Origin of the sequence: Murinocardiopsis flavida (assembly GCF_003014485.1) — a bacterium.
Lineage (GTDB): Bacteria > Actinomycetota > Actinomycetes > Streptosporangiales > Streptosporangiaceae > Murinocardiopsis > Murinocardiopsis flavida.
Genome location: NZ_PYGA01000005.1, coordinates 1 through 15,783 on the forward strand (window position 1 = coordinate 1; position 15,783 = coordinate 15,783).

Sequence of the window (15,783 nt, forward strand, 5' to 3'; positions counted from 1 at the left end):
CCAGCCCACCGGCCGAAGCCGGGGGAGGCGCCTGGGATCCTTCGCTTTCGAACATGTGTTCAGTATATGTTCTTCTTACAGGGATGACCAGGTATAGTTCGGCTAATCTGGTGCCGTTTCCCTTGTTGTGGCGCCATGGGCGGGGGCCGTTGATTCGGTCGGTTCCGTTCAACCTGCGACCGTTTCCGCGTCGGTGCAGCTCAGGGGCCCGTCGCCGCCAAGCAACGGGCTTCCCCGCGACCGGCCAAGGGCACATCCTCGACACCCGACCGCCGACCGCGACCGCGACCGTCCACCGCCACCCGTGGCCGCGTCCTCAACGCGCTCGTAGAGAGCGGTCCGCGATGCGGTCCGCAATGTCCCGACCTGGGGGCGACACGGCGGGGGTGCCCTCGGTGGCGGGGTGTGGGGCACGTCAGGTTTACTTACGAGTAACAAACGGGCCGGCCGGTCCGGGAAGACCAGCAGAGAAGGGCCGCGAGCATGCCTGAAGCCGTCGTCGTCGCGACCGCGCGCTCCCCGATCGGACGCGCCTTCAAAGGGTCGCTGAAGGACATCCGCCCCGATGACCTCACCGCGCAGATCATCGGCGCCGCGCTCGCCAAGGTGCCGGAGCTCGACCCCGCAACAATCGACGACCTGCTGCTGGGCTGCGGCCTGCCGGGCGGCGAGCAGGGCTACAACCTCGCCCGGGTCGTGGCCGTGCAACTCGGGCTCGACACCGTGCCGGGCGCCACCATCACGCGCTACTGCTCGTCGTCGTTGCAGACCACCCGAATGGCCTACCACGCCATCAAGGCCGGCGAGGGCGACGTGTTCGTGTCCGCCGGGGTCGAGACCGTGAGCCGGTTCGTCAAGGGCAGCAGCGACTCCCTGCCCGACACCAAGAACCCGAAGTTCGCCGACGCCGAGGGGCGCACGGCCAAGCGCGCCGAGGGCGGCGCCGACACCTGGCGCGACCCGCGCGGCGTCAACGAGCTGCCCGACGTCTACATCGCCATGGGCCAGACCGCAGAGAACGTCGTGCAGACGCGCGGCATCTCGCGGCAGCGCCAGGACGAGTTCGGGGTGCGGTCGCAGAACCTCGCCGAGAAGTCCTTGGACAACGGCTTCTGGGATCGGGAGATCACCCCCGTCGCGCTGCCCGACGGCACCGTCGTCAGCGCCGACGACGGCCCCCGCCGCGGGACCAGCTACGAGAAGGTGTCCACCCTGCAACCGGTGTTCCGCCCCGACGGGACGGTGACCGCGGGCAACTGCTGCCCGCTGAACGACGGCGCGGCCGCCGTGGTGATCATGAGCGACGCCAAGGCCGCCGAACTGGGCATCACCCCGCTCGCGCGCATCGTCTCCACCGGGGTGAGCGCCCTCAGCCCGGAGATCATGGGCCTGGGCCCGGTCGAGGCGTCGCGCCAGGCGCTGGCCCGCGCGAACATGGCGATCAGCGACATCGACCTGGTGGAGATCAACGAGGCGTTCGCGGCGCAGGTGCTGCCCTCCGCCGATGACCTCGGGATCGACATCGACGCGCGGCTCAACATCAACGGCGGGGCGATCGCGGTCGGCCACCCGTTCGGCATGACGGGTGCGCGCATCACGACCACGCTGCTGAACGGGCTCGACTTCCACGACAAGACGTTCGGCCTGGAGACCATGTGCGTCGGCGGCGGGCAGGGCATGGCCGCCGTGTTCGAGCGCCTGAGCTAAGACGCCAGGGCCCCGGGCACAGCGCCGTCACCTTCGCCGGACCCGCCCACTGCGGGCGGCGAACCTGTGCCCGGGGTCTGGCGCCCCAACCGCACCGTGGTGCTTCGCATCCGCGGCGGCGGCGAACCCCTGCCCGCGGGCGTGACGCGAGGCGGCCCCGACGGCGTTATGCGCGTAGAGCAGGGCATTCATCGCGAATGCCCTGCTTTGGCCTACCATGCCCGGCTTCACCTGGCTTGATATCAAGGCACCGGTTCGTTGACCGCACGGTGAACTCTGTTCCCGCGAAAGTCGTGCAAAAGCTCGGCTCCAGGCCTTGTCCAAATCGAGATCCTGTTGCACTGTCGCTGTTAAGTGCCGCTCACTCTCGGAGGTGCCAATGTCGGTAACCCACTCGCCGGAGACTCACGCGCTGCTTATCGCCAGAATCCCGTCCGTCACAGGCCGCGAACTCCACGAGTGGTTCGACCAGCTGGAAAAGGGTCCGGGCCTGGCCCGCTGCTCAGAGCGCACCAATTGGCTGGCTGACGAGCACAACCTCAGCCACGGCTACGCCCAGGCCATCGTCCAGGAGTTCGACCGTCGCCGCCGCAACCGGACCGTGCCGCTCCCGCGGCGCTGAGCCGTTCCGGCCAACTGTCCCCAGAGGTACGCGAGCAACAGGGAGCGCGCCCCGCCCGGTCGGACCGGGCGGGGCGCGTTCGTGCGTTGCGGTGGCGGCTAGTCGCCGCTGAAGATCATCTGGATCATCCACAGCAGGCGCAGGATCTCGACGTAGATCCACACGAGCGTGATGGTGAGCCCGAAGGCGCACTGCCACGCGAACTTGCGCTCGACACCCGCGGTGAGGGCGTCGTCGATCTGCTTGAACTCGATGAGCAGCATGGCGCAAGCCAGGATGATGGCGATGGCGCTGACGGCGATGCCGAGCGGCGACGGCTCGCGCAGCCCAAGGCCGCCGTCGATGAAGAAGCTGAGCAGGAAGTTCACCAGCAGGAAGGCGACCAGCGCGACGGTCGCGCCGATGACCACCTTCATGAACGTGCCGGTGACCCGGATGATGTTGAACTTGTAGAGCGCGAGCACCGTGGCGAACGCGAAGATGGTGCCGAAGACCGCACCGGTGACCAGCGACCCCATGGGCGTGCCGCCCACCCTGCCGGGGAGCATCTGTTCGAACACGGCGCTGATGCCGCCGACGAAGAGCCCTTCAAGCGCGCCGTAGATCAGGATCAGCGGGGCGCTGGTGGACTGCTTGAAGCCGATGATCAGGCCCAGGATCAGACCGCCGATGGCGCCGATCATCGTGAGGCCGATGCCCAACCCGGGGTCGCCCCAGGTGAGGAAGTACGTGGGGACGGCGGTGAGGATCAGCACACCCAAGGTCATTGCGGTGCGGACCACGACGTCGTCGATGGTCATCTGCCCGCCGGCGGGCGCGCCCATCTGCGGCGGGTACATCTGCTGGCTGTACGGGTCCTGGCCGTACTGGGTCTGACCGTAAGGGGACTGGCCATAGGGGGACTGGCCGTAGGGCTGCTGCCCGTAACCCTGCTGGTACGGGGCTCCCTGGCCGTAGGGCGCCTGGTAGGACTGGCCGGGTCCCCCCTGCCGTGCAATCGCCCGCTTCAAGACGGGGTTGGAACTCCGCATCCGCATGGTGTCTCTGAGCCTTTCAGGGCGTAACTGTCCTGACGATGGTGGTAACGCACAGCGTCTCCTACTGGTTCCCGCGACTCAATCACGAGCCGGACTCATCTCCCGGCACCGCCGCGATCGGCCGTCCGCCAGGCCGCCCACCAAGGTCCTCACTGGTTTTCGCTGGTCCTAACTGGTCCTCACTTGGTCCTTCACAGGAACCGACGCACCCGGGCCGCCGCGCGTTCCCCCGCTGCGGCGTGTCGGACGTGCTGATCGGGGCGTGCTGATCGGGACCTGTTGACAGGGGATGATCGGATCCCCCACTCTCAAAGGCATGGACACCCACCCCCTGAACCGCCAGGCCGCGCTGCGGTCCGCTTCGGTCGTCGGGGTGCGCCGCGGGACGTCGGGGATCCTCCTGATGCGCGGCCGCCTGGGTTCCCCTCCGCGCTCCTGCTGAGCGCGGGACGAGGTCGAGCCTTTTCACCACTCCCTCTCCCCGCGGTCCCCGCCGCCTCCCGGCCGACCGCTCCCACCGGCGTTCACACGCCACGTGTCCGGCGCATCCGAGCGGCGGCCGGCGACCCGGCGCATACCGATCCGCCGACCCCGTTTGCCGAATATTCCTACCGGAAAGGGATGCATTATGACCACCACCATCGAGGCCGCCGCAGCGCGGCTGCGCGACGCCGCCGCCGTCGACACCGCCGTCGTGGAAGGGCCACGGGTCCTGCGCCGCCTGCCCGAAGGCGTCGAACCGCGCCCCTACGAGCTCTTCGAGGTCCGCCCCCTCGGCCCGCTCATCGGCGCCGAGATCCACGGCGTGGACCTGCGCGACAAGATCAGCGCGGAACTGCGCGCCGAACTGAACCGCGCGCTGCTGGAGTTCAAGGTCGTCTTCTTCCGGGACCAGGCCATCGACTCCGACCGCCAGCAGGAGATCGGCCGGATGTGGGGCGAGCTGGAGACCAACCCGTTCATCGAGCAGGGCGACGACGCCTTCATCGCCCGCTTCGCCAAGGGCGCCATGCCGGTCAGCTACGAGAACGTCTGGCACACCGACGTCACCTGGCGTGAGGCCCCCGCGCTGGGCGCCATCCTGCGCCTGGTCGAGGTGCCCCCCATGGGCGGCGACACGATGTGGGCCGACATGGCCGCCGCCTACGACAACCTGCCGGCGCGCATCAAGGAGCGCATCGAGGGCCGCACCGCGGTGCACGACGTCATCCCCGGGTTCGCGCGCTTCCTCGACGAGGAGCGGCTCCTGGAGTGGCAGGACCGCTTCCCGCCCGTCGAGCACCCCGTTGTGCGCACCCACCCCGAGACGGGCCGCAAGACGCTCTTCGTCAACGTCTCCTTCACCACCCGCATCGTCGGGTTGGAGAAGGAGGAGAGCGACGAGATCCTGCGCTTCCTGTTCCAGCAGGCGCACGTGCCCGAGTTCCAGGTGCGGTTCCCGTGGCGCGAGGGCTCGGTGGCGTTCTGGGACAACCGCGCCACGCAGCACTACGCGGTGAACGACTACCACCCGCACCCGCGCGTCGTGGAGCGCGTCGCCATCGTGGGCGACCGGCCGTTCTGACCCCGTTGCCCGTTGCCGCGCGGGCCCGGTTCCCGGGCTCGCGCGGCGCCGCTCAGCGCTTGCTGACCAGCGAGCGGAGGAAGAACGCGACGTTCGCCGGACGCTCGGCGAGGCGCCGCATGAAGTAGCCGTACCACTGGTCGCCGTAGGGCACGTAGACGCGCAGCCGCCTGCCGTCGGCGGCGATGCGGACCTGCTCGGCGGCGCGGATCCCGTACAGCATCTGGTACTCGTAGGAGTCGGCGGAGCGCCCGTTGTCCTCGGCGAGCACCCCGGCGATCGCGATGAGCCGCGGGTCGTGCGAGGCGACCATCGGGTAGCCGTCGCCTGCCATCAGCGCCTTCAGGCACCGGACGTACGACAGGTCCACCTCGCGCTTGCCGCGGAACGCCACCGACTCCGGCTCGTCGTAGGCGCCCTTGCACAGCCGCACCCGCGAGCCGGCCGTGGCGAGGTCGCGGCAGTCCGCCTCGGTGCGCCGCAGGTACGCCTGGAGGACGGCGCCCACCCACGGGAAGTCGACCCGCAGCTCCCGCAGGATCCCCAGGGTCGAGTCGGTGGTGGTGTGGTCCTCCATGTCGAGGGTGACCGTCGTCCCCGCGGCCTCGGCCGCCCGGCAGATCTCCCTGGCGTTCTCCAGTGCGATCTTCTCGCCGTCGCCGGGGAGGAACTGGCCGACCGCCGAGAGCTTCACCGACACCTCGGCGCGCTCGGCGTGACCGGCGTCGGCGAGGTCGGCGAGCAGCCGCGTGTACGCGTCGACGGTGGTCTGCGCCTGGGCGGCGTCGCCGACGTCCTCCCCCAGGTGGTCGAGCGTGACGTAGCGGTCGGCGACCAGCGCGCCGACGACCGGCATCGCGCGTTCCTGGGTGGTGCCGGCGACGTAGCGGGAGACGAGCGCCCCGGTTCCCGGGGCGGCCTCCACGACGGTTCGGCACACGCTGGAGCGCGCGGCCATGAGCAAGGGAGTCCGAAGCATGGTCGACCTCGTGTTCGCGGTGGTGAGGGGCCGGGGCGGCGGACCGGAGGACGGCCGGCCCGCAGGCCCCTGATGAGACGCCCGGCGGGGCGCGCTCAGCCCTGGTGCGGGTGCGCGGAGGCCGTGGGCGCCACGAACGTCTCCTTGATCGCACGCGGGCTGGCCCACCGGGCCAGGTTCTGCGCCGATCCCGCCTTGTCGTTGGTGCCCGAGGCGCGGGCCCCGCCGAACGGCTGCTGGCCGACGACGGATCCGGTGGGCTTGTCGTTGACGTAGAAGTTGCCGGCGGCGAAGCGCAGCACCTCGTGCGCCCTGCCGACTGCGTCGCGGTCGCGCGCGATGACGGCGCCGGTCAGCGCGTAGTCGGACCCTTCGTCCACGACCTTCAGGATGCGGTCGTAGTCGCCGTCCTCGTAGACGTGGACGGCGAGGATCGGGCCGAAGTACTCGGTGCGGAAGACGTCGTTGGCGGGGTCGGAGCCGAGGAGCAGGGTCGGCCGCACGAAGTAGCCCACCGAGTCGTCGGCGACCCCTCCGGCGAGGACCTCGATCGTGTCGTCGGCGCGGGCCTGGTCGAGGACCTTGGCGAGCTTGTCGAAGGACTTCCGGTCGATGACCGCGCCCATGAAGTTGCCGAGGTCGGTGACGTCGCCGGCCTTCAGCGCCTCGATCTCGGCGACCAGGTCGTCCTGGATCCGGTCCCACACCGAGCGGGCGACGAACGCGCGCGACGCCGCGGAGCACTTCTGCCCCTGGTACTCGAACGCGCCCCGCACCAGCGCGGTGCGCACGACGTCGGGGTCGGCGGTGTGGTGGGCGACGACGAAGTCCTTGCCGCCGGTCTCGCCGACGATCCGCGGGTAGGACCGGTACGTGGCGATGTTCTCGCCGACGGTGCGCCACAGGTGCTGGAAGGTGCGGGTGGAGCCGGTGAAGTGCACGCCCGCGAGGTCGCGGTCCTCCAGCGCCACCTCCGACACCGCGATGCCGTCGCCGGTGACCATGTTGATGACGCCGGGCGGCAGCCCCGCCGCCTCCAGCAGCTGCATGGTCAGGTGCGCGGCGAACTGCTGGGTCGGCGACGGCTTCCACACGACGACGTTGCCCATGAGCGCGGGCGCGGTGGGCAGGTTCCCCGCGATCGCCGTGAAGTTGAACGGGGTGATGGCGTAGACGAAGCCCTCGAGGGGGCGCTGCTCCATGCGGTTCCACTGCCCGGCGGGGCTGTGCGGCTGCTGCGCCATCAGCTGGCGCGCGTAGTGCACGTTGAACCGCCAGAAGTCGGCGAGTTCGCACACGGCGTCGATCTCGGCCTGGATGGCGGTCTTGGACTGGCCGAGCATGGTGGCGGCGTTGATGGTCTGCCGCCAGGGGCCGGAGAGGAGGTCGGCCGCGCGCAGGATGATCGCGGCGCGCTCGTCGAACGGCAGCGCCCGCCACGCGGGGGCGGCCGCCTTCGCCGCGGCGATGGCGGCGCGGGCGTCCTCGTGCGTCGCGTTGCCCATGGTGCCGATGACGCGGGCGTGGTCGTGCGGCTGGACGGCGTCGATGCGGCTCCCGCCGCCCATGCGCCGCTCGCCGCCGATGGTCATGGTGAGTTCGACGCGCTCCTTGGCGAGCTCGGTGAGCCTGCTCGTCAGCTCGGCACGTTCCGCGCTGCCGGGCGCGTACGTGAGGACGGGCTCATTCACCGGTGCGGGCACGTTCGTCACGGCGTCCATGCGCGACCTCCCTCTGCAATTCGTCATCGTTGAACTGCACAAACGCTATGCGCGTACGGGCCGGTACGGCTTGTGGAGACGCCCACTTTTTGACAATGTCGGTTGTCCGATGGAACAAGACACCGCCAGCGGGCCGCGGCCCGCACCCGTACCGCCCGCGGCCGAGCCGACGGACGCCGACCCCGCCGCGGCGGGGGTGCCGCTGCGGCGGCTGCTGCTCGCCGTCGGCGACCCCCTCGTCGAACTGCTCGCCGCGCCGTCAGGACTCGAATCGCCGGTCGCGAACGTGGTGATCGCCGACCCCGAGGACGACACCGAGACCCACACGGGCGACCTTGTGCTGCTGATCGGTGTGCGGGGCCGCGGGGCGTCGCACCTCGTCCGCGCCGCGGCGCGCAACGGCGCGGCCGCCGTCGCGGTCAAGACGTCGAGCCCCGAGGAGACCCGGCATCTGCGCGGTGTCGCGGGCGACACCGGCGTCGCCCTGCTGTCGGTGGCCCCCGAGGTCCGCTGGGAGCAGTTGCAGTCGCTGTGCCAGAGCGTGGTGGACGAGGCGCGGCTCTCCACCCGCGGCGACCTCGGCGACACCGCCGGCGACCTGTTCGCGCTCGCGCAGACCGTCGCGTCGCTGACCGGCGGGCTCGTCAGCATCGAGGACCCGGCGAGCCGCGTCCTGGCGTACTCCAGCGGCGGCGACCGGGAGGTGGACGAACTCCGCAGGCTGTCGGTGCTCGGCCGCAAGGGCCCCGAGTCCTACCTGGCGCTGCTGCGCGAGTGGGGGGTCTTCACCAAGCTGCGCGCCGGGGAGGAGGTCGTGCACATCGACGAGCACCCGGACCTCGGGATCCGGCGCCGCCTCGCCGTCGGGATCAGGGCGGGATCGCGCCCGCTGGGCGCGATCTGGGTGCAGGAGGGCACCCGGCCGTTCGCGGAAGGGGCCGGGGACGCGCTCCTCGGGGCCGCCCGAGTCGCGGCACTGCACATCATGCGGCGCCGCACCGAGATGACGGCCGGGCTGCGGCTGCGCGAGGACCTCCTCGCCGGGCTGCTGGAGGGGCGGGTCGAGGCCGCCGTCCTCGCCGACACCGTCGAGGTCGACCGCCACAACCCCGTGCTGGTGGCGGTGTTCGCCCCGGTGCCCGGTCCGCCGCCGGCCGGCCCTGCGGACGCGGCCGACCCCGCCGAGGACCGCAATGAGGACCGCAGCGAGGACCGCAACGAGGTGGAACTGCGGCGGCGCCGGCTCGCGGGGCTGGTGTCGGTGCACACCGCCGCGTACCGCCGCAAGGCGCTCGTGACGGTCCTGCACGGCCGGGTGTACACCCTCCTCCCGTCCGTGCCCCTGCGCGGCGCCGAGGGCACCGTCGCGGCGCTGGCGCACCGCATCGTGACGGCGGCGCAGGCCACGCTGGGCATCAGCGTGCAGGCGGCGATCGGGCCGCCGGTGCAGGCCCTCGCCGACGTGCCGAGTGCGCGGGTGGAGGCCGACCGGGTGCTGGCCGCCATGCGGCGCGGGCTCGACATGCGGGTGGCGTCGATGACCGACGTGCGCGGCCGGGTGCTGATCAGCGAGACCCTGGAACTGCTGCGCGGCAGCCCCGAGCTCCGCGACCCGCGTACCGCGCTGCTCGCCGACCACGACAAGGAGCACGGGTCGGAACTGGTGCCGTCGCTGCTGGCGTACCTGGACGCGTTCGGCGACGTCCGCAAGGCGGCGGCGCTCCTGCACGTCCACCCCAACACGCTGCGCTACCGGGTGCGCCGCGCCGAGGCGATCAGCGGGGTGGACTTCGCCGACCCCAACCAGCGGCTGTTCACGCACCTGCAACTGCTGCTCGAACAGCGCTGACCCCGCCCCGTCACGGGGCGGGGTCAGCGCTCGCTCAGCCGCCGGAGCCCGGCGGCGGGCCGTCGCCGCGCGGCCCGTCCTCGTCCGGCGCAGGGGGCGCGGGAGGCGCGGAGGGCGCGTCGGCGGGCGGGCCCGCGGTGCCTCCTGCCGCGAAGGAGTCCAGGGCCGCGGTGCTGCCCACCCGGTTCAGGTTGGACTTGCGGTAGGAGTACGCGAAGTAGATGATCAGCCCGAGCAGCAGCCAGACGCCGAACCGCGCCCAGGTGTGCCACTCGAGGAAGTAGATCAGCCACAGGCTGAACACCACGCCGATGATGGGCACCACGGGCATGCCCGGCGTGCGGAAGGTGCGGGGCAGGTCCGGGCGCTTGTAGCGCAGCACGATCACGGCGATGCAGACCACGATGAACGCCGACAGGATGCCGATGTTGGTCAGCTCGGCCACCGAGACGATGTCGATGAACCCGGCCAGCACGGCCGAGACGATGCCCGCGATCCAGGTGACCCGGACCGGGACGCTGTGCTTGGCGTCGGTCTTGGCGAACCACTTCGGCAGCAGCCCGTCGCGGCTCATCGCGAACCAGACCCGGGTCGCGCCCATCATGAACGTGAACATGACGGTGAGGATGCTCAGCACGGCGCCGATGGCGATGAGGTTGGCCAGCCAGCCCAGCCCGACCGCGCCGAATGCGGCGGAGAAGCCCGCGGTGGGGTCGATCTCGGTGTAGTTCTGCATGCCCGTCAGCACGAGCGAGGCGAGGACGTACAGCACCATCGAGATGAGCAGCGAGTAGATGATCGCCTTCGGCATGTGCCGCTGGGCGTCCTTGGACTCCTCGGCCGCCGTGCTCATCGCGTCGTAGCCGAACACGGCGAAGAAGACCAGCGCCGCGCCCCCCATGGTGCCGGCCACCCCGCCGGGGAAGAACGGGTTGTAGTTCGCCGTGTCGACGTAGAACACGCCGACGAGGATGATGACCAGCACGATCGTGAGCTTCATCGCCACGAAGACGGTCTCGAACCGGGCGGCGTTCTTCATGCCGCGGGTCAGCAGGAACGCGATACCGAGACACAGCAGGACAGCGAACAGGTTCACCTTGTAGCTGCCGTCGGCGACCCCTTCCGGCTCGGTGCCGGGCGCCCCCGACATCCACAGCGGGAGGTTCAGTCCGATCCCGTTCAGGAAGAAGTCGAAGTAGCCGGATATCCCGATGGCGACCACCGAGACGATCGCCACGTATTCGAGCAGCAGGTCCCAGCCGATGAACCAGCCGATGATCTCGCCGAGCACCATGTACCCGTAGGTGTAGGCCGACCCGGCCCGCGGGATGAGGCCGGCGAACTCGGCGTAGGAGAATGCCGCGGCGGCGCTCGCGACACCGGCGATCAGGAACGAGAACATGACCGCCGGCCCTGCACCGTCCCTTGCGACCGCGCCGGCGAGCGAGAAGACGCCGGCGCCGATGATCGCGCCGACGCCGATGGCGGTGAGCTGCCACAGGCCGAGGGACTTGGCGAGGCCGCCGCCCTCGGGTACCTCCTCCACACCGTCGAACGGCTTTCGCCGGAACACGCCCCTTCCGGGGCTGAGATTATGCTGACCGGTTGCCATGTCGTTTCCTGTCACGTGTGCGGATACGGGGGGCGCGGGCGGTCCGGTTCTTTTTCGGGGGTCACCGGCCAGCCCGCCGAGTGCGGTGCTACGGAAGGACTCCGGTGCCAGCCGCCACACGGTATCCCCGCACCGTACGCCCACACCCGCCCTCGTGGCCTGTTCCATGTCACTACAGTTCGGCGACATCGTTGTCCGATCGGACCAAGGCACCCGGCGCCCGGCGCGTGAAGAGGCCCTCGCTTGAGGGGGCTGCCGCGCGAGGCCGCCCTCGCAGGACAAGGCCGCCGTCGCGGATGCGAAGCACCACGGTGCCCTTCGACCGCCAGAGCCCGGCCACAGCTCGGTCACCGACCGGGTACACGTCTGGAGCGAATTCCGCAGCGTGGTGCGCACGCCGCCGGATGCTTCGCAATCGCGACGGCAGTCCGTCCGCTGTGGCGACAGCATCGATTCAGAGGTGCCCCCGGTCGGACTCGAACCGACACTTGTGACCCTTTTAGGGGGCCTGCCTCTACCATTGGGCTACGAGGGCCCGTTCATCATACCGGCCCCGACCGAATTCGCCGCGTTCGCACCGGTTTCCGGCGATTGGGCAATGCAACGGCCGCCTCCTGCGCAGGAGGCGGCCGTTTCGGTCGTGCGGGGCCCGGTGTTCAGCTCACTCGGCGCAGGAGCTGACCGTTCTCGATCTGGGGCTTGCTCGCGTGCTCGAACGCCTGGCGCGGCGCCGCCATCTCCGGCATCGAGGCGAGGTCGCGGCGGAGGAACAGGCCGAGCGTCCAGTCGGCGAGCACCCGCAGCTTGCGGTTGAAGGTGGGGACCGCGAACAGGTGGTACCCGCGGTGGGCCCACCACGCGAGCCGCCCGGTGAGCTTGATCCGGCCGAACATCTGGGCCGCCCCCTTGTGCAGGCCGAGGCCCGCGACCGCGCCCAGGTTCTGGTGCCGGTAGGGCGCGGGGGTGCCGCCGCGCAGGACGGCGGCGACGTTGTCGGCGAGGACCGGCGCCTGGCGCACCGCGTTCTGCGCGTTGGGCGGGTAGAACCCGCCGTCGCCGTCGGGGACCTGGGCGTTGTCGCCGCCGGCGAACGCGTTCTCGACCCCGTTCACCATGAGGTACTCGTTGGTGTCGACGTGCCCCTTGGGCCCGAGCGGCAGGTCGCCGGCCTGCACGACCGGGCTCGGCTTCACACCGGCGGTCCACACCAGGGTGCCGGCCTCGAACTCGGTGCCGTCGCTGAGCACCATGTGCTGGTCGACGGCCGACTCCAGGCGGGTGCTCAGCCGGACGTCGATACCGCGCTGGCGGAGCTGCGACAGCGCCTTCTGGCCGACGTCGGCGCCGACCTCCGGGAGGATCTTGTCGGCGGCCTCGACCAGGTAGAAGTGCAGGTCGTCCATTCCGATGGAGGGGTAGATGCGCGTGGCGTCGCGCGCGAGGTCCTCCAGTTCGGCGACCGCCTCGGCACCGGCGAACCCGCCGCCGACGAACACGAAGTTCAGCGCCTTGCGCCGCACGGCGGGGTCGCTGGTGGAGTCGGCGATGTTGAGCTGCTCCAGCACGTGGTTGCGCAGGTAGGCGGCCTCTTCGACGGTCTTGATGCCGATGCCCCACTCGGCGAGGCCGGGGACGGGCAGGGTGCGCGAGACCGCTCCGGCCGCCATGACGATGACGTCGTAGTCGATGCGGCGGGGCTCGCCCACGTTCGGCTCGAAGTCGACCGCGCGCCCGGCGTGGTCGATCCGGATGACCCGGCCGTTGAGGACCCTGGTGCGCTTGAAGACCTTGCGCAGCGGGACGACGACGTTGCGCGGGGAGATGCTGCCCGCAGCGGTCTCGGGCAGGAACGGCTGGTAGGTCATGTAGGAGTTGGGGTCCACAACGGTGATGCTCGCCTCGCCGGGGCCGAGCTTGCGCTCCAGCCGGCGGGCGGTGTACATGCCCAGGTATCCGCCGCCCACGATGAGCACGTGCGGAACCTTCTCGTCGCCTCCGCCGGGAACCAACCGGTAGTTCCTGCTCTCCGTCATCGTCTCTTCCGCCCCTTGGTACCGAATACTCGCCGCCACCGTTGGCGGCAAGATCGAGCGATCTTGTCCGACTGGAATCGGGGAGGCCGAGTTCAGCCGGAAGAAGATGCTTCCTTTCCTGCGAGCGGGGATTCGTCCCGCCCCTCGCCTGCTTGTGCATTCTTTCACAAGCACTTCGCGACAGGGAAGGCCGGGCGTCGATAGCTTTGTACCGCCCCGCGACCGAAAATTTGCATAAACTTGCAGGTCAAAGGGGTTGTGAACGCGTTAACGGACCCTGTGCGGGGTGATCGGACTCACGTGGTATCGGCGAGGCTCAGGCTCCACGCCAGACCGTCGAGGATGTCGTGCTCACCTGCGAGGAACCCGGCGGCCCCGACCCGGTCGATGACCCGGTCGAGGATGAGCGCGCCGGCGCCGATGACGTCGACCCGGCCCGGGTGCATGACCCCGATCGCCGCGCGCTCGTCGTGCGACATGGCCAGCAGCTCCCGCGCGATCGCGTGGGTCCGCTCCGCCGACACCCGGGCGTGGTGGATGCGCTCGGGGTCGTACTCGGGCAGGTCGAGTTCGATCCCGGCGACGGTGGTCGCGGTGCCGGCGACGCACACCACGGTGCCGGCCTGCTTCAGCGGGACCACCGCAGCGGCCTGCTCCAGCGCGGCGTCGATGTCGGCGGTGGCGGCGTCGATCTGGGCGGCGGTGGGCGGGTCGTCGGCGAGGTGGCGCTCGGTCATCCGCACGCAGCCGATGTCGACCGAGCGGGCCGCCCGCACCGGAGACTCCGCGCCGGTGCCGTCGTGCCCGATGACGAACTCGGTGGAGCCGCCGCCGATGTCGACCACCAGGAACGGGCCGGGGAACGCGGCGTCGCCGTCGGCCTCCAGTTCGGCGGTCGCCCCGATGAACGACAGCGCGGCCTCTTCGTCACCGGTGATGACCTCGGGCTCGACCCCGATGATCGCGCGCACCCCGTCGACGAACTCCTGCCGGTTGGCGGCGTCGCGGGTGGCGCTGGTGGCGGCCATGCGGACGGTGGCGGGGCCGAACTCCACGCCGTGGGACTCCATGAGCTCCGCGTAGCCGCGCAGCGCCTCGAAGGTCCGCTCCAGCGCCTCGGGGTCGAAGCGGCCGGTGCGGTCGACCCCCTGGCCCAGCCGGACGATCTCCATGCGCCGCACGAGGTCCAGGAGCTGGACGTCCTCGCCGCCGTCGGCGACGACGGCGCTGATGAGCAGCCGGATGGAGTTCGTGCCGCAGTCGATCGCGGCGACGGTGTGCATGGCCCCGCTCACCGCCGCCCGCCGTCCGCGCCGCGGTGCGCGGCTCCGGTGGCCGTGGGGTCTGCTGTGGGGCTCATGTGCGGTCCTCGGTGGGGTGGTCGGTGCGGTGACCGGTGGGGTGGTCGGTGGGGTGGCCGGTGGGGTGGTCGGTCGGCGTTGCAGTCGGCGTGCCGGCCTGCGGATCGGACGGCGGGGCGTCGTCGGGGTCGGCGTGCACGCACGGGCCCTCGGCCCACCAGTCGGGCAGGGCGTCGAGGGCTTCGCGGCCGAACGGGTTGCCGCCCGGCGCGGCGAGTTCGTGGGCGACGAGCGCGTGCAGGCACTTCACCCGCTCGGGCATGCCGCCCGCGGTCTGGGTGGTGGCGGGCAGCGGGTCGACGCCGTCGGCGCGGGCGAGGTCGTCGCGCTCGGCGCGGTAGGACGCGTGCGCGCGCTCGTAGACCGCGCGCAGCTCGGGGTCCTCGGCGAGGCGCGCCTGCATCGTGCGCATGACGCCGTCGGCCTCGAGGGTCCCGATGGCGGAGGCGGCGCGCGGGCAGGTCAGGTAGTACAGCGTGGGGAACGGGGTGCCGTCGGGGAGTCGGGGCGCGGTGCGCACCACATCGGGGTTGCCGCACGGGCAGCGGTGCGCGACCCCGCGCACCCCGCGCGGCGGCCGGCCGAGCTGGCGTTCGACGGCGACGGCGTCGGCACTGGTGAACGGCCCCGGAGGGGCGGTGTGATCGGCGGAAGTCATCTCGGTCGCCAGGATATCGGCCGCTGCCGGGCCCCGGTTCCCCGCCGCGCGCCGGAAGCCGCCGATCAGGGGCCGCCGACCGGGGCCGGATCAGGGCCGCCGATCAAGGGCCGGGGTCATCGGGCCGGGCTCATTGGGCCGGGCTCATCGGGCCGGGCTCATTGGGACGGCGGCTGGGCCTCGGGGATCTTCTCGCTCTTCGGTTCGGCCTGGTCGGCCTCCTGCACCGACTTCCACAGCTGCGTGAACCACGGGTCGGCGGACTTCGGCGCGCGCTTCACCCCGGTGTCCTCGTCCTCGTCGCCGACGACGACGTACGCCTTCTCGTCGGGGTACTGGTAGTGCAGCCGGGTGCGCGCCTCCTGCTCGATGTAGGGGCGCTGCTGGAGCTCGTCGTGGCGCCGGTCGAGCTCGGCGACGTTCTCCTTGGTGCGCGCGTTCTCCTCGCGCAGCTCGGTGATCTCGGCGCGCTGGGCGATGTACTCGCGCAGCGGGTACGCCAGGCTCAGCGCGATCACGCACACGACGAGGGCGAGGATCGCGGCCCTGCTGGTGAGGGCGGGGCGGCCGCGCGCCGCACCGGCGGGCCCCGCCGACTCGCGGCGGGGCCTCTTCGGCTTCTCGGACTTCGGGGCCATGA

General features: G+C 71.1%; 12 protein-coding genes, 1 tRNA gene and 1 pseudogene. 5 read left to right on the plus strand and 9 right to left on the minus strand.

Going from position 1 to position 15,783, the window contains the following annotated elements:
- Positions 1–483 precede the first annotated feature (483 nt).
- On the plus strand, positions 484–1,707 hold the full coding sequence (locus CLV63_RS08700) for an acetyl-CoA C-acetyltransferase (protein WP_106582437.1): 1,224 nt from the start codon (positions 484–486) through the stop codon (positions 1,705–1,707).
- Between the two features lie 379 nt (positions 1,708–2,086).
- Positions 2,087–2,329 carry a DUF4287 domain-containing protein gene (locus tag CLV63_RS08705; RefSeq protein ID WP_106582438.1) on the plus strand — a complete coding sequence of 81 codons (243 nt, stop codon included), beginning with the start codon at positions 2,087–2,089 and terminating at the stop codon, positions 2,327–2,329.
- Between the two features lie 98 nt (positions 2,330–2,427).
- On the opposite strand, the gene CLV63_RS08710 is transcribed toward CLV63_RS08705, so the two are convergent.
- Positions 2,428–3,366, minus strand: coding sequence for a Bax inhibitor-1/YccA family membrane protein (locus CLV63_RS08710; RefSeq protein WP_106582439.1), 939 nt, complete (start codon positions 3,364–3,366; stop codon positions 2,428–2,430).
- Positions 3,367–3,682: 316 nt separating this feature from the next.
- Here CLV63_RS08710 and CLV63_RS34985 point away from each other — a divergent pair, with 316 nt between their 5' ends.
- Together CLV63_RS34985 and CLV63_RS08715 are read left to right on the plus strand one after the other, a co-directional pair.
- Positions 3,683–3,808, plus strand: a complete 126-nt coding sequence (locus tag CLV63_RS34985; RefSeq protein ID WP_281260706.1) for a hypothetical protein — start codon at positions 3,683–3,685, stop codon at positions 3,806–3,808.
- A gap of 186 nt (positions 3,809–3,994) precedes the next feature.
- The gene (locus tag CLV63_RS08715; RefSeq protein ID WP_106582440.1) at positions 3,995–4,930 is read left to right on the plus strand and encodes a TauD/TfdA dioxygenase family protein; all 936 of its coding nucleotides are present in this window, start codon (positions 3,995–3,997) and stop codon (positions 4,928–4,930) included.
- A gap of 52 nt (positions 4,931–4,982) precedes the next feature.
- Here the strand turns inward: CLV63_RS08715 and CLV63_RS08720 are convergent, their stop codons facing one another.
- Positions 4,983–5,909, minus strand: coding sequence for a proline dehydrogenase family protein (locus tag CLV63_RS08720; protein ID WP_106582441.1), 927 nt, complete (start codon positions 5,907–5,909; stop codon positions 4,983–4,985).
- A gap of 95 nt (positions 5,910–6,004) precedes the next feature.
- Positions 6,005–7,630 carry an L-glutamate gamma-semialdehyde dehydrogenase gene (gene pruA, locus CLV63_RS08725; RefSeq protein WP_106582442.1) on the minus strand — a complete coding sequence of 542 codons (1,626 nt, stop codon included), beginning with the start codon at positions 7,628–7,630 and terminating at the stop codon, positions 6,005–6,007.
- Positions 7,631–7,739: 109 nt separating this feature from the next.
- Between pruA and CLV63_RS08730 the strand changes: the two genes are divergently transcribed.
- On the plus strand, positions 7,740–9,479 hold the full coding sequence (locus CLV63_RS08730; protein WP_211301219.1) for a PucR family transcriptional regulator: 1,740 nt from the start codon (positions 7,740–7,742) through the stop codon (positions 9,477–9,479).
- Positions 9,480–9,513: 34 nt separating this feature from the next.
- Here the strand turns inward: CLV63_RS08730 and CLV63_RS08735 are convergent, their stop codons facing one another.
- From CLV63_RS08735 to CLV63_RS08760, 6 genes and pseudogenes are all read right to left on the minus strand, one after another.
- Positions 9,514–11,052 (minus strand): amino acid permease, encoded by a 1,539-nt coding sequence (locus CLV63_RS08735; protein ID WP_245928669.1) that lies wholly within the window; start codon positions 11,050–11,052, stop codon positions 9,514–9,516.
- 500 nt (positions 11,053–11,552) lie between these two features.
- Positions 11,553–11,626: transfer RNA gene (locus CLV63_RS08740), tRNA-Leu, on the minus strand.
- 121 nt (positions 11,627–11,747) lie between these two features.
- On the minus strand, positions 11,748–13,124 hold the full coding sequence (locus tag CLV63_RS08745) for an NAD(P)/FAD-dependent oxidoreductase (RefSeq protein ID WP_106582444.1): 1,377 nt from the start codon (positions 13,122–13,124) through the stop codon (positions 11,748–11,750).
- A 296-nt stretch (positions 13,125–13,420) separates the two neighbouring features.
- A complete protein-coding gene (locus CLV63_RS08750; RefSeq protein WP_106582445.1) occupies positions 13,421–14,407 on the minus strand; it encodes a Ppx/GppA phosphatase family protein in 987 nt (328 codons plus the stop codon).
- Positions 14,408–14,588: 181 nt separating this feature from the next.
- Positions 14,589–15,143, minus strand: a pseudogene (locus CLV63_RS08755) (DUF501 domain-containing protein); the annotation flags it as partial.
- 158 nt (positions 15,144–15,301) lie between these two features.
- Positions 15,302–15,781 (minus strand): FtsB family cell division protein, encoded by a 480-nt coding sequence (locus tag CLV63_RS08760; RefSeq protein ID WP_106582447.1) that lies wholly within the window; start codon positions 15,779–15,781, stop codon positions 15,302–15,304.
- Between the last annotated feature and the right edge of the window lie 2 nt (positions 15,782–15,783).